This window comes from Campylobacter concisus (genome assembly GCF_003049705.1).
Taxonomy (GTDB): Bacteria; Campylobacterota; Campylobacteria; order Campylobacterales; family Campylobacteraceae; genus Campylobacter_A; species Campylobacter_A concisus_AR.
In genome coordinates, this window is the sequence record NZ_PIRF01000001.1 from 316,456 (window position 1) to 338,386 (window position 21,931).

The 21,931-nt window shown below is 37.7% G+C and carries 21 protein-coding genes; 18 read left to right on the plus strand and 3 right to left on the minus strand.

What is annotated here, in order from left to right:
• Positions 1-2 precede the first annotated feature (2 nt).
• Together CVT05_RS01570 and CVT05_RS01575 are read right to left on the minus strand one after the other, a co-directional pair.
• Positions 3-986: a sensor histidine kinase gene (locus CVT05_RS01570; protein ID WP_107697588.1), complete on the minus strand. Its 984-nt coding sequence runs from the start codon at positions 984-986 to the stop codon at positions 3-5.
• Entirely contained in the window at positions 983-1,819 is an 837-nt protein-coding gene (locus tag CVT05_RS01575; RefSeq protein WP_107697589.1) for a DUF234 domain-containing protein, read from the minus strand. The genes CVT05_RS01570 and CVT05_RS01575 overlap by 4 nt, the downstream gene beginning before the upstream one ends.
• A 110-nt stretch (positions 1,820-1,929) precedes the next feature.
• On the opposite strand from CVT05_RS01575, the gene CVT05_RS01580 reads away from it, so the two are divergent.
• From CVT05_RS01580 to CVT05_RS01595, 4 genes are all read left to right on the plus strand, one after another.
• A complete protein-coding gene (locus CVT05_RS01580) occupies positions 1,930-3,261 on the plus strand; it encodes an aminotransferase class V-fold PLP-dependent enzyme (protein ID WP_107697590.1) in 1,332 nt (443 codons plus the stop codon).
• Positions 3,258-4,004, plus strand: a complete 747-nt coding sequence (locus CVT05_RS01585) for a hydroxymethylpyrimidine/phosphomethylpyrimidine kinase (protein ID WP_107697591.1) — start codon at positions 3,258-3,260, stop codon at positions 4,002-4,004. Before CVT05_RS01580 ends, CVT05_RS01585 begins: the two co-directional genes overlap by 4 nt.
• Complete coding sequence (gene thiE, locus CVT05_RS01590) at positions 3,997-4,602, plus strand: thiamine phosphate synthase (protein WP_107697592.1); 606 nt, start codon at positions 3,997-3,999, stop codon at positions 4,600-4,602. The genes CVT05_RS01585 and thiE overlap by 8 nt, the downstream gene beginning before the upstream one ends.
• 70 nt (positions 4,603-4,672) lie before the next feature.
• Positions 4,673-5,947, plus strand: a complete 1,275-nt coding sequence (locus CVT05_RS01595) for an aminotransferase class V-fold PLP-dependent enzyme (RefSeq protein ID WP_107697593.1) — start codon at positions 4,673-4,675, stop codon at positions 5,945-5,947.
• A gap of 17 nt (positions 5,948-5,964) precedes the next feature.
• Here the strand turns inward: CVT05_RS01595 and CVT05_RS01600 are convergent, their stop codons facing one another.
• The gene (locus tag CVT05_RS01600) at positions 5,965-7,071 is read right to left on the minus strand and encodes an FtsW/RodA/SpoVE family cell cycle protein (protein WP_103560396.1); all 1,107 of its coding nucleotides are present in this window, start codon (positions 7,069-7,071) and stop codon (positions 5,965-5,967) included.
• A 52-nt stretch (positions 7,072-7,123) separates the two neighbouring features.
• Here CVT05_RS01600 and CVT05_RS01605 point away from each other — a divergent pair, with 52 nt between their 5' ends.
• From CVT05_RS01605 to mnmC, 14 genes are all read left to right on the plus strand, one after another.
• Positions 7,124-8,095 (plus strand): RluA family pseudouridine synthase, encoded by a 972-nt coding sequence (locus CVT05_RS01605; RefSeq protein WP_107697594.1) that lies wholly within the window; start codon positions 7,124-7,126, stop codon positions 8,093-8,095.
• Positions 8,028-8,702: a fibronectin type III domain-containing protein gene (locus CVT05_RS01610; protein ID WP_180381474.1), complete on the plus strand. Its 675-nt coding sequence runs from the start codon at positions 8,028-8,030 to the stop codon at positions 8,700-8,702. Before CVT05_RS01605 ends, CVT05_RS01610 begins: the two co-directional genes overlap by 68 nt.
• Before the next feature lie 106 nt (positions 8,703-8,808).
• Positions 8,809-9,234: a hypothetical protein gene (locus CVT05_RS01615; RefSeq protein WP_223154226.1), complete on the plus strand. Its 426-nt coding sequence runs from the start codon at positions 8,809-8,811 to the stop codon at positions 9,232-9,234.
• Positions 9,234-10,421, plus strand: a complete 1,188-nt coding sequence (trmB, locus tag CVT05_RS01620; RefSeq protein WP_107697595.1) for a tRNA (guanosine(46)-N7)-methyltransferase TrmB — start codon at positions 9,234-9,236, stop codon at positions 10,419-10,421. The genes CVT05_RS01615 and trmB overlap by 1 nt, the downstream gene beginning before the upstream one ends.
• On the plus strand, positions 10,405-11,076 hold the full coding sequence (locus CVT05_RS01625) for a cell division ATP-binding protein FtsE (RefSeq protein ID WP_021091805.1): 672 nt from the start codon (positions 10,405-10,407) through the stop codon (positions 11,074-11,076). The genes trmB and CVT05_RS01625 overlap by 17 nt, the downstream gene beginning before the upstream one ends.
• Positions 11,063-11,878: an FtsX-like permease family protein gene (locus CVT05_RS01630; protein WP_107697596.1), complete on the plus strand. Its 816-nt coding sequence runs from the start codon at positions 11,063-11,065 to the stop codon at positions 11,876-11,878. Before CVT05_RS01625 ends, CVT05_RS01630 begins: the two co-directional genes overlap by 14 nt.
• Complete coding sequence (locus CVT05_RS01635) at positions 11,875-13,095, plus strand: murein hydrolase activator EnvC family protein (protein ID WP_107697597.1); 1,221 nt, start codon at positions 11,875-11,877, stop codon at positions 13,093-13,095. The genes CVT05_RS01630 and CVT05_RS01635 overlap by 4 nt, the downstream gene beginning before the upstream one ends.
• Before the next feature lie 73 nt (positions 13,096-13,168).
• On the plus strand, positions 13,169-13,885 hold the full coding sequence (pyrH, locus tag CVT05_RS01640) for a UMP kinase (protein ID WP_054196984.1): 717 nt from the start codon (positions 13,169-13,171) through the stop codon (positions 13,883-13,885).
• Positions 13,886-13,903: 18 nt separating this feature from the next.
• The gene (locus CVT05_RS01645) at positions 13,904-14,119 is read left to right on the plus strand and encodes a DNA-directed RNA polymerase subunit omega (RefSeq protein ID WP_021091717.1); all 216 of its coding nucleotides are present in this window, start codon (positions 13,904-13,906) and stop codon (positions 14,117-14,119) included.
• Positions 14,106-16,295, plus strand: a complete 2,190-nt coding sequence (locus tag CVT05_RS01650; RefSeq protein ID WP_107697598.1) for a RelA/SpoT family protein — start codon at positions 14,106-14,108, stop codon at positions 16,293-16,295. The genes CVT05_RS01645 and CVT05_RS01650 overlap by 14 nt, the downstream gene beginning before the upstream one ends.
• A gap of 10 nt (positions 16,296-16,305) precedes the next feature.
• Positions 16,306-17,511, plus strand: coding sequence for a tyrosine--tRNA ligase (gene tyrS, locus CVT05_RS01655; RefSeq protein WP_107697599.1), 1,206 nt, complete (start codon positions 16,306-16,308; stop codon positions 17,509-17,511).
• Positions 17,512-18,603 (plus strand): nitronate monooxygenase, encoded by a 1,092-nt coding sequence (locus tag CVT05_RS01660; protein WP_021091713.1) that lies wholly within the window; start codon positions 17,512-17,514, stop codon positions 18,601-18,603. It abuts the gene before it with no gap.
• Positions 18,600-20,042: an N-acetylmuramoyl-L-alanine amidase family protein gene (locus CVT05_RS01665; protein ID WP_107697600.1), complete on the plus strand. Its 1,443-nt coding sequence runs from the start codon at positions 18,600-18,602 to the stop codon at positions 20,040-20,042. The genes CVT05_RS01660 and CVT05_RS01665 overlap by 4 nt, the downstream gene beginning before the upstream one ends.
• A complete protein-coding gene (mnmC, locus tag CVT05_RS01670; protein ID WP_107697601.1) occupies positions 20,039-21,907 on the plus strand; it encodes a bifunctional tRNA (5-methylaminomethyl-2-thiouridine)(34)-methyltransferase MnmD/FAD-dependent 5-carboxymethylaminomethyl-2-thiouridine(34) oxidoreductase MnmC in 1,869 nt (622 codons plus the stop codon). The genes CVT05_RS01665 and mnmC overlap by 4 nt, the downstream gene beginning before the upstream one ends.
• Positions 21,908-21,931: the final 24 nt, after the last annotated feature.

Genomic DNA, 21,931 nt, shown 5'->3' on the forward strand with positions numbered 1-21,931 from the left:
TCTTACTCCTTTATTGGTAAATTTATGCAAAATGTTTTTGGATTTAGCGTGATCTCGATACTGCCTTTGTGAGCCTCTATGATCTGCAAACACAGATGCAGTCCAAGGCCGTTTCCTTTTAGCTTGCTGCTTTTAAATGGCTCAAAAACTATAGCTTTGTCTTTGATAGGTTCGCCACTATCGTAAATGATAAATTTATGCTCACTCGGTGTTTTTTCATAGCTTAAAATGATCTCTCCTTCATCATCATCGCTCTCTTCGATGGCATCAATGGCATTAAATAAAATATTTTGAAAAACGATGGCAAGTAGATCAAGGTCACCCATATATTTGCCATCTGGAAATTCTAGGCTAAATTTAATATCCTTTGAATAGTCGTAAAAATTTATAGCCTCTTCGCACTCTTTTTTAAGCCGCGAAAAGTCAAAAATTTGCGCATTTATGTTAAGGCCTTTTGTGAAAAGTAGAGTGGCTTTGATTATGCGTTCGACTCGCCATGTAGCTTTTTGTATTTGATTTACGATAGGCTTTGTGCGTTCATCAGCTCTTTTAAGTAGAGTTGAAGCTAAAAGCGAGATAGAGCCCACTGGATTTCTGATCTCGTGGGCTAGGTGAGCTGCTACTTGGCCCATAGAGGCAAGGCGCTCGGTGCGTTTTTCTACTGTTATGTTTGTTGCAGAGATTATTAGTTTATTGTCTTTAGAGCTTGTTTTAAAAAGATAAATTTGCCCATCTACATTTATCTCGCCCTCTTTTTTTGGTATCTCTTTAAAAATTTTACCAAGTCTTACTGCTTCTGAGTTTTGTAAAAAGATCTCATCATTTTCATCTAATACCCAGATAGCATTTGGCAGAATTTCCACAATATCTTTAATGAAATTTTGCAAGTTTGCGTAAGATGATGTTAAATTTTTATATTCATTTTCTATCAGATAAGTCTGCTCTATCAGGCTTTTTAAGCCAGCTTGAATATCGTGTTCGTTCATTTTAAAAGTTCCTCAAAATCGCTAATTTCATAAAGCCTTAGCCTTTCATCCTTTAAATTTCTTAGCTCGCTACTAAATCCACTCTTTGAAAAAAGAGCAATAATATCTGGCCTGATATTTAGTTTTTCGCATTTTTTTAATAGTAAATTTAGCACGTTTTTACAAACCTTTCTCTCTTTGTATTTTGCCTCGCCGACTATGATCTTGCCACCTATATTTAATAGCATATCAAGCTCTATATTTCTGCTCCAAAAGCTACTTAAAAATATGCCATTAATCATAAATTTTTTTGCCATGAGTTCACCGCATAAAATTTCAAATCCAAGGCTTGCATATTCGTCAAATTCCTTTTTTATGATGGCTAAAATTTCATCATTTCTACCAGCTTTTAGCAAGCTTAAATTTGGCTCTATAAATCTAAACCAAAACCTTGAAAAATGGCTATTAAAATGTATTTTATCCTCAACTTTATAGCCCCTTTCTTCTTTTTTTAGCATTTGGTTTTTTGATCTTTTTGGAAGTACTTCTCTACTTTTTTCTAGCAGTAAAAAATTCTTTTCAAAAAGCTTTGCGTAGACTTTGCTAGCTAGGCTTTGAGGTAAAATTTTATTTACATTAAATTTTTTTCTATCGCTTCGTGCGAGTTTTATGAGGGCAGATTTTATAGCATCGTTTGTATCGGATTCGAAGTAAAATTTTGGCATCAAGGCTAAGAAGTTGTTTAAAATTTCAGCCTCGATCGCTTCAAAAACATCATAATATGAGTGCTTTAAATCAAACTCATCAAAGACGAGATGAAATTTAATAAGTTCATTTATATCTAGGTGTTTCATTCGCTCAAATGTTGATTTTAAAGCTTTTATATTGGCTCCTTTATTTGGGCATTGTAGTATATTTTAGCTAAAGTAATCTATAATGCTACGCAAAAAACAAGGGTTGTGATTTGGTAAATTTAGAGCATATTAGAGAAAATATAATTTTAAAAAATGGCATTTATTATTTTGATTTTACAGCTTCAGGGCTAGCTTATAAACCTATCGAAGATGAGATAGCAAAAATACTTCAAACATACGCAAATACACACTCTATCAGCTCATCAAATGCCTATAAAACCGCTCAAATTTATGAAGATTCAAGACGTGAATTAAAAAGCTTGCTAGGACTTGATGATAGTTTTTATCTTTTTGCTTGTGGCAATGGAGCTACCGGCGCGATAAAGAAATTTCAAGAAATTTTAGGAATTTATGCACCGCCAGCGTTAAAAAAAAGATATGCCCTAAAGCCAGATGAAAATTCTCCACTTGTTGTGCTTGGCCCTTATGAGCATCATTCAAATGAGATAAGCTTTAGGCAAGCACTTTGTGAGGTTGAGCGTATCAGGCTTGATAAAAATGGAGGGATCGACTTTAATCATTTGGAGCAAATTTTAAGGATAAATGTCGGTCGTGAGATCATCGCAACTTTTAGTGTGGCTTCAAATGTGACTGGGGTTTTGAGTGACTACCGCAAAATTTATACTCTTATAAAATCTTATGGCGGCATTGTGGCATTTGATGCTGCAAGTTTTAGCGCTTATGGAAATATTGATTGTGACTATTTTGATGCTCTTTTTTTATCGCCACATAAATTACTTGGTGGAGTTGGAAGTTGTGGGCTTCTTGCTATAAAAAAGATACTTGCAAACTCAGATGAGCCGACATTTGCTGGTGGTGGAACGGTAAGTTATGTCAGCAAAAACTACGCTATATTTGTAAAAGATAGTGAGCAGCTAGAAGAGGCTGGCACTCCGCCTATTTTAGGACTTATAAGGGTAAATTTGGCTTATAGGCTAAGAAATGAGATAGGATTTGAGACAATATATGAAAACGAGAGCGAGCTTGGAGAGTATTTTGAGAAAAGACTAACAGAAATTCCTGAGCTTACGTGCTATCATCCAAATAACATAAAGCGTTTGCCGATATTTGCTTTTAATGTGACTGGTGTTTCGTCTTATGAATTAGCCAAAGTTTTAAGTAAAGAATACGGCATTCAAACGCGTGCAGGATGTTCTTGTGCTGGGCCGTATGGACACGATTTGCTTCATTTAAAAGAAGATGCACTATTTACCCATAAGCCAGGCTGGGTAAGGGCTGGACTCCACTATACGCATACGCTACAAGACGTGGATTATTTAGTAGATGCATTAAAAAATAGCATTAAGAAGTATTCAAGCATTTGGAAGGTCGATGATCCTTTTAGTGTTGATAAAATTTCAGGTTGCAAGGGAGATAGATGAAAAATATATTAATCATTGCAGGAAGTGATAGTGTTGGTGGTGCTGGCGTGCAGGCTGATATTAAGACATGCGAGGCATTTTCTTGCTACGCAGCGACGGCTATCACGGCTCTTACGGCACAAAATACAAATGGCGTTAGCAATATCTTTGCTACAAATGTTACAAATCTAAATGAACAAATCAAAATGGTAGACGAAGAGCTAAACATAGATGCCATAAAGGTTGGTATGCTTTTTAATAAAGAGCTTATATCTTGCGTTGGCTCTTGGCTTGAAAAATTTCATAAGCAAGGCATTAAAATAGTAATAGACCCAGTTTGCGTAGCAAAATCAGGCTCAAAGCTACTAGAAGATGACGCGATAGCAAGCTTAAAAGAGCTTTTTAAATTTGCAGACATTATTACGCCAAATATCGATGAAGCCAAAGTTTTGGAGCTTGATAGCAAAAATTTACCTTGCGATATGATCTTAAAGCGAAGCACGGTTGCAGAAATTTGCGAAGATACTCTTTTTAAAAAAAATGGTGATGTGCTTAAATTTGAAGAGCCACTAATAAAACCAGAGATCATGCATGGGGCTGGATGTAGCTTTGCAAGTGCGCTGGCCTGCTTGCTGGCAAATGGACACACCAAAGAAGAGGCCATAAAGCTAGCCAAAAGATACATTTTAAATGCTATTAAAAATGCAATTACGACAAAATTTGGCAAACGCCTACTAAATCATAAAGTCGGTATAAATGGCTGAAATTTATGCGATTAGTGACGATGTGCTGATGCCTGAAAATTTAGCCTTGCAATACACTAAAGAAATTTTAGAGTGTGGGGTTAAATTTTTCCAATTTCGCTCCAAAAAAATACCTAAAAATGAGAGACTGGCTAGTGAAATTTTCAACCTATGCGAAAAATTTGGAGCCAGATTTATCGTAAATGATGATATTTTATTTGCTGCTCATATAGGTGCAAAGTCCGTGCATTTGGGAAAAGATGATGCGAGCATAAAAGAGGCGTTTGAAATTTTAGGAGATGATGCGTATGTTGGCGTTAGTTGTTATGATAGTTTAGATCTTGCTCTTAAAGCAAAGCAAAATGGTGCAAGCTATGTGGCTTTTGGAGCGATGTTTAAAAGCCCTACAAAGCCAAATGTACCGCTTTGCAAGATCGAAACTATATTACAAGCAAAAGAAATGGAAATGAATGTATGTGTCATAGGAGGCATAAATGCTAGCAACATTGCAAGTGTCGCTAGAGTAAAGCCAGACATGGTCGCCTTAATATCTGCTATATATAAAGATGGCACGATAAAGAAAAATATAGAAAATTTACAAAGAAATTTATTGCTTTAAAAGATGCTTGTTTTGCAAGCTTTTTTATCAAAATTTCATTATAATCCCTGCTTTAAATAAAAGGAAAACATTGCTAAATATCGATGAAGTAAGAAAAAATATCATTTTAAAAGAGGGTCTTTATTATTTTGACTACACAGCTTCAGGTCTTGCTTATAAGCCCATTGAAGATGAAATTTTAAAATTTTTAAAAACCTACGCAAACACTCACTCAGATAGTAGTTCAAGCGCAGTGCTAACGCAAAAATGCTATGAAAATGCAAGAGCTGAGTTAAAAAGCTTATTGGGCCTTGATGATAGTTTTTATCTTATTGCGACTGGTCAAGGGGCAACGGCTGCGATAAAGAAATTTCAGGAGATAATGGGAATTTATATCTCACCAGCTACAAGAGTTTTGATCGGTAAAGCAAATTTAAGAAAATTAAACTTGCCACTAGCGATCATTGGCCCTTATGAGCATCACTCCGTTGAAGTTAGCTTAAGAGAAGGGCTTTGTGATATAAAACGTATAGAGCTTGATGAAAATAATGAGATAGATTATGCGATGCTTGAGAATACATTAAAGCAAAATACAAAAAGAAAGATAATAGCTAGCTTTAGTGCTGCCTCAAACGTCACTGGCGTTAAAACTGATTATAAAAAAATTTACTCGCTGATTAAAAAATATAATGGTATTTTGGCTCTTGATGTGGCCACTCTTAGTGCTTATGAAAATGTTGATTGCAGATATTTTGACGCACTGTTTCTCTCGCCTCACAAACTACTTGGAGGAGTTGGGAGTTGTGGGCTTTTGGCTATCAAAAAAGAGCTTTGTAAAAATTTGCCTACATTTGCAGCAGGAGGCACAGTCAAGTACGTAAGCAGGACATCGCATGTTTTTACTAGTGAAGTTGAAAATTTAGAAGAGGGCGGTACACCGCCGATAATGCAGCTAATCCGTGCAAATTTAGCCTATAAACTAAGAAACGAAATCGGACTTAATAATATCAAAGTAGCTGAATGTGAGTTAGGCGAGATGTTTTGCAAAGAGCTAGAAAAGATAGATGAGGTGATAAATTATTGCCCTGAAAATTTAGACAGATTACCTATTTTTGCATTTAATGTAAAAGGCATTTCGCCTTATGATTTTGCTGCGAGCCTAAGTAGTGATTTTGGTATACAAACACGCGCAGGCTGTGATTGTGCTGGGCCGTATGGACATGATTTGCTTAATCTAAAAGATAATACCATTTTTGACGAAAAGCCTGGCTGGGTGCGTGTTAGCATTCACTACACGCATACAAAAGAGGATATAAAATATCTTATAAACGCCATAAATTCTTGCATCAAAAAATACAAAGCTTGATACTTGCAGAGAAAATTTTAGAAGTGAATTTTTATAAAGCTATAAGTTCTATCAAATCTAAAAGTTAGCAAATTTTGCAAAATTCCAAAAAGCACCATAAATGTAACAAAACTACTTCCGCCGTAACTAAAAAATGGTAGCGGCACACCTACAACTGGTGCAAAACCTATCGTCATTGAGACATTTACACCCACATAAACGAAAATAAGTGCAGCAATCCCCGTTGTGGTAACTTGCGTAAAATAGTCGTTTTTTAGGCCGTAATTTAAACTTAAAAGATGTGTTATAAGTGCTCCATAAAGTCCAAGCAAAAACAATCCACCATAAAAGCCAAAACGCTCGATATTGTAGGCAAAGATGAAGTCACTTGTGGCGATTGGCAAAAATTTAAAGTGTGTCTGAGTTGCCTCATCTTTTGGCTTGCCTTTGAGTCCACCACTACCTATGGCGATGATGCTTTGTTTGACGTGATAGCTTGGCTCTTCAGCGATAAAATCGTGAATCCTCTTTTTCTGATAATCATGCAAATTTTCATACAAAACCGGCGCCAAAAAGCCTATTGCAAGGATGATAGTGATCCAAATTTTCTTATTTACGCCGATGACAAAAAGGATAGTGTAGCCAACTATTAAAAGTATGAGTGCGGTGCCAAGATCAGGCTCTTTCATAATGAGCGCAAATGGCAAAAGTATGTAAAAACTAAGCTTTAAAAAATCTTTTACTCCGTATCCATTAGCTTCTGGAGGACGCTGTTTGATGAGATAGGCTAGCATTAGTAAAAAAGCTGGTTTCATCAGTTCTGATGGCTGAAGTGTGAAGTGAACAAAAGGAATTTCTAGCCAGCGTTTGGCTCCTAGCTTGCTAACGCCAAAGAGATCGACGCTTAAAAGCAGCACAATGCAGACCCAGTAAAACATCGGAATGATCCAGTCTATACGCCTAATGGGCAATAAAAATGCGACACAAAATGAAACAAATCCGATACCAAAATATACAAGCTGTTTGTTTGCTAAGACGTCGTTTGCTTCGGAAACTAGGATGTAAGAGATGGCTATGATTGGGATTATTAAAAACGGCTGAATAAAATCAAAATGTGTTAAAATACGCCGATCTAGTTTTATCAAGAAGCAAACCTTAATTTTTGGGCTAGATTATATCACAAACAAGGCTTTGATTTTGGTTAAATTTAATGTTTTAAACAGCTCAAGACTCGACGTAGCAGTAGCCAAAGAGCTTCAAATTTCACGCAATCAAGCTTTAAATTTGATAAAAGACTCCCTTGTAAGCGTAAATTTAAAACCAGTCTCAAAACCAAGCTTTTTACTGAGCGAAAACGATGAAATTTGCGTAAATTTTGCCCCAAGAAAAGAGGTGCAAAACGAATACGAAGTAAATTTTGACATCCCAATCATCTACGAAGATGACGATCTCATAGTGCTAAACAAGCCCCCACAAATCGTCGTTCATCAAGCTCCGAGTGTAAAAGAGGCGACACTTGTTGAATGGCTAAATAAAAAGGGATTTATGCTCTCAAATTTAAATGGCGATGTAAGAGCTGGCATCGTCCACCGCCTAGATAAGGGTACAAGTGGTGCTATCGTCGTTGCTAAAAACAACTTCACCCATGCAAAACTTAGCGAGCAGCTAAGCGATAAGAGTATGGGGCGAATTTATCTAGCACTCACCGACCTGCCGTTAAAAGAGGATGTCATCATAGAAAAGCCAATCGGCAGAAATCCAAACAATCGCCTAAAAAAAGCGATCGTTGCGGATGCTAAATTTGCAAAAAGTGCCTTTGTAAATTTACTAAGCGAAAATGGCATAAATTTAATAGCAGCAAAACTTTTTACAGGCAGGACTCATCAGATAAGAGTGCACCTATCTAGCATAAACCGCCATATTTTAGGCGATGATTTATACGGATTTAAGAGCCAAGGCGATAAAATAAGCAGGGTTATGCTTCACGCTTATATGCTTTATTTTATCCATCCAAGAACTGGCAAAAGGGTAGAATTTACCGCAAAAACGTATGATGACTTTAACCAGATAATTTACAAAAAAATTCCCAAGGAGATTTTTGATGAAAAAATTTGCCCTACGCATATTGACACCATTTTTAGCAGCTTTCTTGGCGGGATGCGGCTCTAGCGTACCGACTCAGCAAAGCATGTCACTACCTACGATTACAAGTTTAAAAACTATTTCAGATATGACAGAAGTTGGCTTCGAGTGGAATCCGGTAACAGATGAGAGCGTCGTTGGCTACTATCTTTACCGCTCAAATCCAAATGATGCAAACTCAAAAATGCAACTAGTTGCAAACATAAAAGACCGCTTTGCAACGCACTATGTGGACCGCAATCTAGCTCCAGAGACAACCTACTCGTACCAAATGAGAACCTACTCAAGTAACGCCATCTCTCAACCGGGCACGATCGCAACAGCAACCACAAAGCCGCTACTTGACTCAGTACCGTTTTCGCAAGCTATTACAGGGCTTCCAGGACGTGTAAAAGTGATCTGGAGACCACATCCTGATAGCACCGTGGCAAGCTATATTATTCAAAGAAGTGATGCAGGAGCTAATAAATTTAGTCAAATCGCAGAGGTAAATGGCAGACTAAATGCTGAATATATCGACACTGAGGTAAAACCTGGTAAGTCTTATGAGTATAGAATTTTAGTTAAAACTTCTTCAGGCGTTGTTTCAAAACCAAGCCAAAACATAAGTGCAACGACAAAGGAGTTACCCTAAATCAGTAACAAACCTTCAGGCAACAAAAAATGCACCAAAAAAGATAATTTTAACTTGGGATTACGCGCCAGCTGAGGATTTTGCTTATTTTAAGGTTTATAGGACAGTGAGTAAAATTTTACCTTACACATACCTAGCAAAAACGACTAGCAACACTTATGAGGATCTCATAAACACAAATGCAGCTACGAGATATTACAGGGTCACAGCAGTCGATAAAGACGGCCTTGAGAGCTTAAAACAAGAAGAGCCAATTGTGGGGATAACACTTGGTGCGCCAAAGACTCCAAATATTAGTGCTAGCTACGATGGTAGCGGCGTAAATGTAAACTGGAGTGCAGTTGATAGAGCTAGTTCGTACACTGTTTATAGAAGTGGCGCAAGTGAGAAAATTTTTAGTGGCATAGATGGTACTGGACTTAGAGATGATAGCGTGCAAAAAGGAGCTAGCTATTCTTACAGCGTCGTAGCTATCGATGAGTACGGTATTGCCTCTGACAAGTCATCAAAAGCAGAAGTTAGCATAAAATAATGCCAAATTTCATCGCTTCGTCTTTAAAAGAGCTCTCGTTTCCATTTGGTAATGACAAAGTCAAATTTCTTTGGCAGGCAAATGGGCGAAACGAGAGGCTCATCTACACAAAAAATGAAGAAGAGAGCTTTTTTCTAGTTGTAAAGCCCGGTAAAAATGGCGTTGTTGTAAAGGGAGAGAAGCTTACAAAGCCAGCTAAAGTTGGTCTTTTGCAAGAGGCACTGGAGCTTTTTAAAGAGCAAAATTGCAATGATGTAATCAGCCAAGCATTTGCTGTAAAAAAGACAAATTTGACTAAAAAAGTGAGTGAAATTTTAAGCCTTGAAGAATTTGTGCCAGCATTTTGCGAGCTAAAAGATAAATTTGATCAAATTTTTATAGAGATCGGCTTTGGTTCTGGTAGACACTTACTTTATCAAGCCAAAAACAATCCAAATGCCTTAGTTATCGGCATAGAGGTCTATAAGCCAAGTATCGAGCAAGTAGCAAAGCTAGCTAAGGCAAATGACCTAGAAAACGTGCGTCTAATAAACACCGACGCCAGACTTTTACTCTCGCTTATTGGCTCAAATTTAGTCGATAGGGTATTTTTACATTTTCCAGTGCCATGGGATAAAGCAGAGCATAGACGTGTGGTCTCGTCGGCATTTGCACTTGAATGCGAGAGGATACTAAAGCTTGGCGGTAAATTTGAGTTAAGGACTGACAGCAAGGAGTATTGCGACTTTAGCTTGAGTAAATTTTTAGAGCCTACAAACTCAAAAATAGAAGCTTTTAAAAATAGAAATTTAGAAGTAACTAGTAAGTATGAAGACCGCTGGAGACGCCAAGATAAGGATATTTATGATGTTATTTATACTTGTGAGATTGAAAGTAGCGAGAGTGTTTTAGCTGGAGATTTTAGCTTTAAAGAAAAGACAAGCGTAAAAAATATCATTAAAAATTTTAAAAATTTTATCATCAAAAAAGAAGATTATTTTTTACATTTCGAAGAAATTTATATCATAAATGAAGATGAAATTTTGCTAAAAGTTGCTTTTGGAGCATTTAATAAACCCGAGCAATGTTTTATCAAAATAAGCGATGAGAAAAGCGAATATTTTATAAAAAAACCGATATTAATTCGTGAGAATTTAGCTGCACACGAGCTTTTGAAGGAGTATTTGGCTGATGCAAGAGATAATTAGTGCAAGAAATTTGAGCCTAGCTTATGAACGCGATGAAATCGTAATTAATAGCGTCAATTTAGATATTTATGCAAATGATTTTGTCTTTATCACAGGCAAGAGTGGAAGTGGAAAAAGCACACTTTTAAAATCATTTTATGGAGAAATTTCACCTCTTGCTGGAGAGCTAAATGTCTGCATGACACAAATGGACGACATCGATGATAAAAGGCTTTGTGAGCTTAGGCAGCGAGTTGGCATTATATTTCAAAATTATCGTTTGATAAATGAATGGAATGTGGAAAGAAACGTTATGTTGCCCCTCATCATCAAAGGCATCAATCAAAATGTGAGCAAAAAGCAAGTGGCTAAACTTTTAAAACATGTAAATATGCTTCATAAAGCCGATAAATATCCTCGTGAGCTAAGTGGTGGTGAGCAGCAAAGAGTTGCCATGGCAAGAGCTCTAGCGCACAATCCAAATTTGCTCTTATGCGACGAGCCAACGGGAAATTTAGACGAATACTCGAGCGACGTCATCTGGTCACTTTTAAAATCAGCTAGGGAATTTTTAGGCACAAGCGTCGTTGTGGTGACTCATCACATTCCCTCAACGCTTCGTATCCCATACCGCCACTTTGTTATAGAAAATGGAGGCGTGCATGAGATCGCTTAAAAATCATCTTGGATTTATCCTGCCGCTAATCGCGCTTTTGTTTTCCGTGCAGTTTAGTATAACTGCCGATAAGGTTGTGAGAGATTATGAAAGGCTCATGGGAAATGACTACAACATCGTCATAGTTTCAAGTAAAGAGCTAAGTGAGCCCGTGCTAAAGGCGATCGTGAGTAATCTAGCTAGCCTCGAGTCACTAAGTCCGCAAAAAATAATCGACCGCCTTTCAAATGACATCTCTGCTAAAAATTTATCCATACTGCAAAATGCGCTACCTAAATTTTACTCACTAAAACTTAGCGAATTCCCGACACCGCAGTACATGGATGAGCTAAAGCAAAAGCTTTTAAAATTTGATGGGATCACAAAGGTTGAGACATTTTCAAAGACTCACGATAAGGTCTTTAAAATACTAAATTTAGCCAAAAGTATATCGTATGCTTTTATGGCGATACTTTGTGTTGTTGGGCTTATGCTTATGCTTAAGCAGGCTAAAATTTGGCTATTTGAGCATAGGGAGCGCATTGAGATTATGACGCTTTTTGGAGCACCTTTTTGGCTAAAATCAGCCATGCTTTACAAATCAGCCATGGTTGATAGCCTAGTTGCTACCGTTGCAGTTGGTGCATTTTTCTTTTTCTTGCCGGGCATTGAAATTTTTAGAGAAAATGCCGCAAGCATTGATGTGATATTGCCTAGTCTTGATCCTTCAAGGGATATTTTTATTTTATTTGGCGTGGCTATGTTTTTAAGTATTTTTGCTGTTAGTTTAGTGATGAGTAAGGCTAGAAAAAGCACGATATGAGAAAAGTAATTTTTATATTTTTGCTAGCTTTTAGTCTAGCTTTTGCGTCAAATACCAAAGAGAAGATCAAAGATTCCAAAAACTCGCTAAGATCGAGTCAGGCGATGAGCGAGCAGCTTAGTAAAAAGCTAGATGATTTGGCTGGTGATATCGTAAATGGCGAGAAAAAACTTCGCGGTATAAGTGGCGATATCACAAATTTAAAGGGTCAAATTTCAGTCCTTGAGACAAATGCTTCAAAAGCACTTATTGAGCTTGATGACCTAACGAAACAAAACAAAGAGCTAGAACGCACACAAAAAGAGCTAGAGCAAAATATGATAAGGATCATCGCAGAAGATTTGTCGTTTGATCTTTTGATGTCTGCAACTGAGGGCAAGCAAAGCGAGGAGAGCATCATCTCATCTCAAATTTTAACCAAGCTAAATGCTATTACAAAAGAGGATTTTAAAAGACTTAGCCAGAACTATGAAGATACGATTGAGAAGATAAAAAATAAATCAAACAAAATAAGCGAGATAAACTCAAGTATTAAAAACTATAGACGCAAACAAAGCGACCTGCAAAATTTAGAAAGTACGCAGAAAAATACTATAAATGGGCTCAAGCGAGATAAGGAAATTTATAGCAAAAAGCTAGCCAAGCTTCAAGCCCAGCAAGATGAGCTAAGAAAGACGCTAGAACAGCTTGCTATCATGCAAAAACAAGAAGATGAAGCCGCACGTGCTGCTAGAGAAAAACAAGAAAAAGCAGCTGCAAGCAAAGGTAGTAAAAAAGGTGAGAAGAGCCAGCCAATGGGTGGAGGCTATCAAACAAGCTCAGTCAAAAAATATTCAGGTGCAAAGACAATCGCTCCTCTTGATAGCTACACCGTAAAGCAAAAATTTGGAAATTACGTAGATCCGATATATAACATCAAAATTTTTAATGAGTCAGTCACGCTTCGCTCAACCACGTCAGATGCCAAGGTCAAAAGCGTGCTAAATGGCAAAGTGGTCTTTGCAAAAGCAACTCCGATGCTTGAAAATGTAGTCATCATTGAAAACGAAAATGGCATCCACACGATCTATGCTCACCTAAGTCAGATCGCACCGACGGTTAAGGTAGGCTCAGTTGTGCAAAAAGGCTACGTTATAGGCCGAGTTAGAAACGATCTAACCTTTGAAGTGACGCAAAGAAACTACCACATCGATCCACTTGAGATGATCTCAAAATAGCCACTTTGCAAGTACTATTAACTAAATTTAAAGCCTTTTTGGCTAGAATGCGTGAATTTTAAGGAGCAAGACAATGAGTAAAAGAAAACGCGTATTGGTTAAATTTTCAGGCGAAGCTTTAGCGGGAGAGAATGGTTTTGGCATAGATACGGCGGTGCTTAAATTTATAGCAAATGAGATAAAAGAGCTTGTCGAAAATGGTATCGAGGTTGGCATCGTAATAGGTGGTGGCAACATTATACGTGGTGTGAGTGCCGCAAAAGATGGCATCATCAAACGAACGAGTGGCGATCACATGGGCATGCTAGCAACTGTTATAAATTCGATCGCAATGCGTGAAGCTTTAGAACGAAGTGGGCTAGAGGTAAGAGTGCAAAGTGCAATCAAAATGGAAGCGATCTGTGAGACTTTCATCGTGGGACGTGCGCAGCGCCATTTAGAAAAAGGCAGAGTTGTCATCTTTGCTGCAGGTACCGGCAATCCTTTCTTTACAACTGATACGGCAGCTACTTTAAGAGCTATTGAAATCGGCTCAGATATGATCATAAAAGCTACAAAGGTTGATGGCGTTTATGATAAAGACCCTAAAAAATTCAAAGATGCAAAACTTTTAAAATCACTAAACTATGAAAAGGCAATGAGCGATGATATCAAGGTTATGGACGATACTGCCATAGCTTTAGCTAAAGATAACTCACTGCCGATTTTGGTTTGTAATATGTTTAAGGCTGGAAATTTATTAAAAATAATAAATGAAGAAGAAGCAGCCCTATACTCAGTAGTAAAATAAATTTTAAAAAGGATAAATATGAGAACAGAACAAATAACAGCAAGAGCGTTAAAACAGGTTGGTGATGATAGATATAAACTTTCACTTATCGTAGCAAAGCGTGCAGAAGCACTAGCAAATGGAGCAGTAGTGCTTGTAGAAGCCGATACTTCAAAGATGAAATTTGCTGACATTGCGCTACTTGAAGTAGCTGAGGGTAAAATAGGCTTAGAGGCAATAGTTGAAGGAAAATAGTCTTTTTTTAGAGCAGCTAATAGAACAAATTTTACCTTGTAAAAATGTTTCAGAAGCTATAACGTTGCTCTTTTCTCTTTGCGAACGAAGCGAGAAATTAGACAAAGCTATAGATAGCTGTGTCACATCTCATGCTGGTCAATATCGCAAAAGTGGCGAGCCATACGCAATCCATCCTATATTGGTAGCATCAATAGTAGCAAATATGGGTGGAGATGAGAGCATGGTCATAGCTGCACTACTTCACGATGTAGTTGAAGATACTGAAGTTACACTTAGCGAAGTTCAGGCTGAATTTGGCGATGAAGTGGCAAAGCTGGTTGAAGGGCTTACAAAGATAGTTGCTATAAGAGAAAACAAGCTTGCAAGCTCAAGTAGTAATGAAAAACTAGCAAGCTCGGCGCTAACTTTTAGAAAAATGCTTTTAATCTCCATTGAGGATGTTAGAGTTCTTGTGGTTAAGCTTTGTGACAGACTTCATAATATGCTAACCCTTGATGCATTAAAAGTAGAAAAACAAAAACGTATTGCTGAAGAGACGCTTATGGTCTACGCTCCGATCGCTCATAGGCTTGGAATTTCATCGATTAAAAACATACTTGAAGATCTAAGTTTTAAATATGCTATGCCAGAAGAATACGCCAAGATCGATAGCTTTTTAAATAAAAATAAACAGCAGCTTAGCCTTAAGCTAAATACCTTTTACGAGAAAGTAAATCAAATTTTGCTTGAAAATGGCTTTATTGAGGGTACTTTTGAGATACAAAAACGTATAAAGCATTACTATTCGATTTATTTAAAAATGCAAAGAAAAGGGATTTCGATTGAAGAGGTGCTTGATTTGCTTGCTATTAGAATTCTTGTGCAAAAGCCGCTTGATTGCTACCTTGCGCTTGGGAATTTGCATATAAATTTTAATCCTCTTATTTCAAGATTTAAGGATTATATTGCACTTCCAAAGCAAAATGGTTATCAAACGATACATACAACTATTTTTGATAATAAGAGTATTTTTGAGGCACAAGTTCGTACTTACGATATGCACAAAACAGCTGAATACGGTGTCGCAGCTCACTGGAAATATAAAAACGGCGAGGGCAGTTTACTTAATCCAAAACTTGACTGGCTAAACGACATTGGTATGCAAAACAATGAAGCTGAAAGTAATGTCGAAGAGCTTTATGAATATGCAAAAGATAGTCTTTATATAGAAGATATTGCGGTCTATTCGCCAAAAGGTGAGGTTTTTACGCTTCCACGCGGGGCTACTGCACTTGATTATGCTTATGAGATTCACACAGAGATCGGACTTTACGCAAAAGAAGCTTATATAAATCGCGTCAGGATGCCACTTTTAACAGAGCTAAAAAATGGCGATATTGTAAGGATCGTAACTGGCGAAGAGGCAAAATTTCGCTGTTCGTGGATAAATAGCGTTCGAACTGGTAAAGCAAGGGCTACGATAAGGACATACTGCAAACAAAAGATAAAAGATATAAATTATAAAATTGCAGTTGATATTTTAAAGTCAGTTTTTGACGTTTCAAAAGATAGAATTTTAGACTGGATAGAGCATGAAAATTTAAGCAAAAAAGTTTTTCGTGCTGCAACTGAAAGCGATTTTTTGCAAGAGGTCGTAAATATGCTTAAAAAGTATATAAAAAAAGAGCGTCCTTTTATGATCTCTTTGGGCGATAAATATCAGGTTAAAAAGCAAAAATTTGAAAATATTGTAATCTATTCAAATCATAAAATTTCAAATGTCGAGTTTGACTATTGTTGTAACCCAAAAAGAGGCGATAGCATAGTTGGCTTTAAAAATGGGCACAATGTGACTGTGCATCACAAGCTTTGTGAGCGTGCTGGAAAGCTTATGGATAAGGGCAATGAGATCATCTTTGTCAAATGGACTAGAAATGCCCCACATAGATATAAAATTTTATTAAATCTTGAGAACCGAAAAGGCGCGTTGGCTGAATTTTTAACATATCTTGCTAGATTAGATGTAAATTTGGCTACAATCTCGCTAAATGAAGCAAATGACCTTAGCGGTGATACATTTGAGATAAGTGTTGAGATAGCTGAAAATATCGATGCAAACGAGCTAAGGGAGAAGATCAAAGATAGATATAAGATTATAGATTTCGTTTCGCAAAGCGATCCATACCATAACTAGGAGAAAGATAATGCAAGATATAGCTAAAATTTTACAAGAGATAAAACGCGGTGTTGCCGAGATTATTGACTTTGAAAGAGTTGAGAATTTAATAAAAAACTATTATGAAAAAGGTGAAAATTTCTATGTAAAGGCTGGCTTTGATCCAACTGCTCCAGACCTTCACTTGGGACACACAGTCGTTTTAAGCAAGATGGCACTGCTTCAAAAACATGGCGCGATCGTGCAGTTTTTGATAGGCGACTTCACTGCTCAAATAGGCGATCCAACTGGTAAATCAGTCACTAGAAAAAAGCTAGATCAAGAGACGGTTTTAAAAAATGCTAAAACCTACGAAGAGCAAGTTTTTAAAATTTTAGATCCAAAAAAGACCGTGATAATGTTTAACTCAAAATGGTCAAATGAGCTTGGAGCTGCTGGAATGATAGAGCTAACTAGCACATTTTCAGTCGCTAGAATGCTAGAGCGCGATGATTTTGAAAAAAGGATAAAATCTGGCAGTCCAATTTCAATTTGTGAATTTATGTATCCGCTTCTTCAAGGTTATGATAGTGTTGCGATGAAGTGCGACATCGAGATGGGCGGTACGGATCAGAAATTTAACCTTCTAATGGGTAGAACCTTACAGCGGACATATAATGTTGGCAAAGAGCAAGCTGTCATCATGATGCCTCTTCTTGAAGGGCTTGATGGTGTAAATAAGATGAGCAAAAGTCTTGGAAACTATATCGGTGTAACCGAAAATGCAAATGATATGTTCGCAAAAACGCTTAGTATAAGCGATGAGCTAATGTGGCGTTGGTACGAGCTTTTAAGCACAAAAAGCCTTGGCGAGATAGAAAATTTGATGAACGACGTAAAAAACGGCAAGTATCATCCAAAAAAGGCAAAAGAGGACCTTGCTTACGAGATAACAGCAAGGTATCACGGCGAGGAGGCTGCAAAGGCTGCGATGGCTGAGTTTAATAGCGTGCACTCTCAAAATCAGCTCCCAACTGATATCAAAGAATTTAGCCTAAAAGCACCAGTTTGGATAGTGGAAGCTTTATCACAGTGCGAACTAAGCGAGTCAAATTCTCAAGCAAGACGCGACATAAAGGCAAATGCGGTTAGCATTAATCAAGAAAAGATTAGCGATGAGCAGTTAAAATTAGAAGCAGGTGAATATATCTTGCAAGTCGGAAAGCGTAAATTTGCAAAAGTAAAGGTTGAATAGATGGAGTTAAAGCCATTAAAAATAGGAAAATATGAGATAAAGTATCCGATATTTCAAGGCGGTATGGGACTTGGTATCAGCTGGGACAAACTAGCTGGCAACGTCAGCCTTGAAGGCGGTCTTGGAATAATCAGCTCAGTTGGCACAGGATATTATGAAAATCGTAAATTTATAAACAAAGAGCTAAATGCAAAGCCATTTGGAAGTGAAAATTTCTACTCAACAAGAGGTCTTAGAGCAATTATTGAGAATGCACGAAAAATTTGTGGAGATTTGCCACTTGGCGTAAATATAATGTACGCTGCAAATGACTACGCAAGAGTGGTAAAAGACGCTTGTGAAGCCGGTATAAATATCATCGTATCAGGCGCTGGGCTACCTACGAATTTGCCAGAATTTACACAAAATTTTAAAGAAGTCGCGCTAGTTCCTATTATCTCAAGTGCAAAAGCACTAAAGATCATCTGCAAACGTTGGCTACAAAGATATGACCGCTTACCAGATGCAGTTGTGCTTGAAGGACCACTAAGCGGTGGGCATCAGGGCTTTACTTACGAGCAGTGCCTTGATCCTGAGTTTTCGCTATTTAATCTAATCCCACAAGTAAAAGCCGAGATAAAAGAGTGGGGCGACTTTCCGCTCATCGCAGCCGGTGGAATTTGGGATAAAAATGATATCGAAAAAGCAATATCGCTAGGCGCAGACGGCGTTCAAATGGGTACACGCTTTATCGGAACTCATGAGTGTGACGCAGATATTGGCTTTAAAGAAGTGATACTAGCAGCCGAGGAAAAGGACATAGAGCTTATAAAAAGTCCAGTTGGCTATCCGGCTCGTGGGATTAGAACAAATTTGATAAATTTGGTAGAAAAAAGGATGGGACCAAAGATCCAGTGTATAAGCAACTGTGTGAGCCCTTGTCAAAGGGGCAAAGGGGCTAAAGAGGTTGGATATTGCATCGCTGATAGGCTGTTTGACTCATTTAGTGGCAAAAAAGAGACCGGGTTATTTTTCACGGGAGCAAACGGATATAAACTAAAAGAGCTAATAAGCGTAAAAGAGCTAATGCACAAGCTGGTACATGGTGAATGAAACGAGCGATAATCCTCTTTTTTATTGTTTGTAATTTCCTTTTTGCTGCGACAAATTCAGAGATATTTGCAAAATTTGATAAAAATTTTGCCAGCTCAAGCAGAAGTGCAAAGATCAAATTTCACAACGATATAAAAGACATCTATGTCGACGCGATCATAAAAAATGACAAAAATATAAAAAAACAAGCACTCACAAGACTCATAACTAGCTCAAAATCGCTTGGTTTTGATTCAAGTGGGTATATAAAAGATCTAAATGCACTAAATGGCATAAAGAGCGCTAGCACGCCTAGCACCGCTACTTTGACGCTGCTTAGTGCAACCAAGGTAAATGACACTTTAGTGCTTAAGTTTAATACAAAAATCGATACCGCAAAACTAAAAACATCCTTTTTAAAGCAGCAAAATACATATAAAAATATTATGGATATTGATGGTAGATTAAATGGTAATCCGCTAACTTATAAAAATTTCATATCTGATTACATTCATATCTCGCAGTATGATAAAAATACTGTTAGAGTTATTTTTTCTGATAATATCCAAAAGACTATAAAAGCAAATGCAACAAGTGATCTGCTTGTGATCAGCGCTCAAAATTTTATCTCAAATGAAAATGTAAAAGCACCACTTCATAAAACTAAAAACAAAAATGAAGAAGTGCCACACAAAGAGCCTGAGCCAAATTTAAAGCCGCAGCCTGCACAAAGTGAGCCAGTAGCAGCACCTTTGCCACCAGTTGCGACTGGTAAATTTTCACGCAACAAAACGATCGTCATCGATCCAGGCCATGGTGGCACTGATCCAGGTGCAGTAAATGGTAAGCTTCAGGAAAAAACTGCGGTTTTAGGTGTAGCCAAAAAACTTGGCGACATACTAAAAGCGCGTGGCTACAAGGTCTTTTTTACCAGATCAACCGATGTCTTTATAAATTTAAGAACAAGAACAAAATTTGCAAATGATAAGATGGCTGATCTTTTTGTTTCCATTCACGCAAATGCCGCTCCAAATGCCACAAAGGCAAAGAGCATGCACGGCATTGAGACATTTTTCTTATCGCCTGCACGAAGTGAACGTAGTAAAAACGCAGCCGCGCTTGAGAACAAATCAGATATAGAAGAGATGAACTACTTTTCGCAGCAGACGTTTCTAAACGTGCTAAACCGCGAGAAGATCATCGCCTCAAACAAGCTTGGCATCGATATCCAAAAAGAAATTTTAGCAAGTGCCAGAAAAGTCTATGCTGCAAGTGACGGCAGTGTGAGAGAGGCACCATTTTGGGTACTTGTAGGTGCTCTTATGCCAGCAGTTCTTGTTGAGATCGGCTATATCACGCATCCAGTCGAGGGTGAAAAGCTCTTTAATGATGCATATCAAAATGCCCTTGCAAACGGCATCGCAAATGGCATCGATGGATATTTTGCAAAAAATAGATGAAAAATGCAAATTTAAGCTTTAAAGGGCAAATTCCATTTAACGAGGAGTTTGGTGACATCTACTTTAATACCGACAAACCTTGGCTTGAGAGTGAATTTGTCTTTGCAAGAGCGCTTGATGAAATTTGGCAGATCAAAGATAGCTTCATTATCGCTGAAACTGGCTTTGGTGCTGGATTAAATTTTTTCACAATTTGTAAGAAATTTAAAAATAGCTCTAAAAAACTTCACTTTGTTAGTATCGAAAAAAGCCCTATTAAAAAAGAAGATCTTTTAAAAATTTATGAAAATTTAGGCATTTTTAAAGCTTATGTCAAAAAGCTGGTTTCGCTCTATCCGCCGCTAATCTCAGGCATACACCGTATAAATTTTGCCCCAAATATTACACTTGATCTTTGCTACGGCGAGGCTAAAGAAATTTTACCTGAGCTTGATTTTATTGCCGACATCTGGTTTCTAGACGGCTTTGCTCCAAGTAAAAATGGCTCGATCTGGAGCGAAGAAATTTTTAGGCAGATCGCAAGACTAAGCAGGGTTGGCACGATTGCTAGAACCTACTCGTGTGCAAAAATAGTAAAAGACGGGCTAAAGGGTGCTGGCTTTTTGCTAAGCCTAAAAGAGGGATACGCTAGAAAACGCCAGATGAGTAGCGCCGTGCTAGAGAAAAAAGATAAAAATTTAAAAGATGCTTGGTTTGCGAGATGCGAGCCAGCCTCTAGCGTAAAAGGCAAAACAGCGCTCATCATAGGAGCAGGAGTGGCTGGACTTGCAACAGCTGGCGAGCTAGCCAAAAATGGCTTTAAAGTGGTGATCGCCGAGGCAAATGGTGAGGTCGCAACAAATGGCTCAGGCAATCACTGTGGTGCTTTGATGCCATTAGTTACGAAGCCTGGGGTAAATTTAGGCCGCATGCATTTAAACGCATTTTTGCAAGCAGTGAGATTTTACAAGGCAACTTTGCCAAAAAGCCTTATCAAATTTAACGGCTGCATCGACTACGCATTTGATGATGAGCTCGTTAAAAGGTACGCCTCATGGCAGGATCAAAATGCAGAGGATATTTTTAAATTCGATGAGAACTTAAAACCATATCCTGGCATATTTATAAAAGATGGTGCATACGCTAGACCAAGAGAAATTTGTAAATTTTTATCAAGCAACTTTAAAATTTTATTTAACCATGAGTACGAGAGCAGAGAGTACCTTCAAAATGGCAAGATCAGCGTTAAATTTAAAAATGGTAAAAATTTAGAGACCGATATTTTAATCTTTTGCACTGGCAGTAAGAGCAGTGAAATTTTTAAGGACTACGACATGCAAATAAGCAGTGTCCGAGGTCAAGTCACGCACCTAAAACCAGTGCTAAAAAATGCCATGCCGCTAAGCGCAAAAGGCTACATTTGTCCAGCCGTCAAAGGTGTGCAAGTTATCGGCGCTACTTACGCTAGAAATGAAATTTGCGATATGCCTAAAGTTGAGGATAATGCTAAAAATTTAAGCGATGTAAGCGAGTTTTTTGACACCACAAAAGCCACCATTATCGGCTCACGTGTGGGATATAGAAGCTATAGTGGAGATAGGTTTCCGATAATTGGCGCCTTGTATGATGAGGAATTTTATAAACAAAACTACAAAGGGCTATTTTGGAGCAAAAATAAAGATAACAATCCAAAAGCAAACTACGAAAAAAATGTCTTTGTAAATTTTGCTCACGGCTCACGAGGTCTTGGCACAGCGATACTTGGAGCAAATTTGATAGCCGATCTTGTACTTGATCGTCCACTTTGTATAGAAAGATCACTATTTCATGAGCTTCATCCAGCTAGGTTTTTGATAAGAAAACTGAAAAAGGGATTAAAATTTTAAGAGAGAATTAGCAGAAATTCCTAG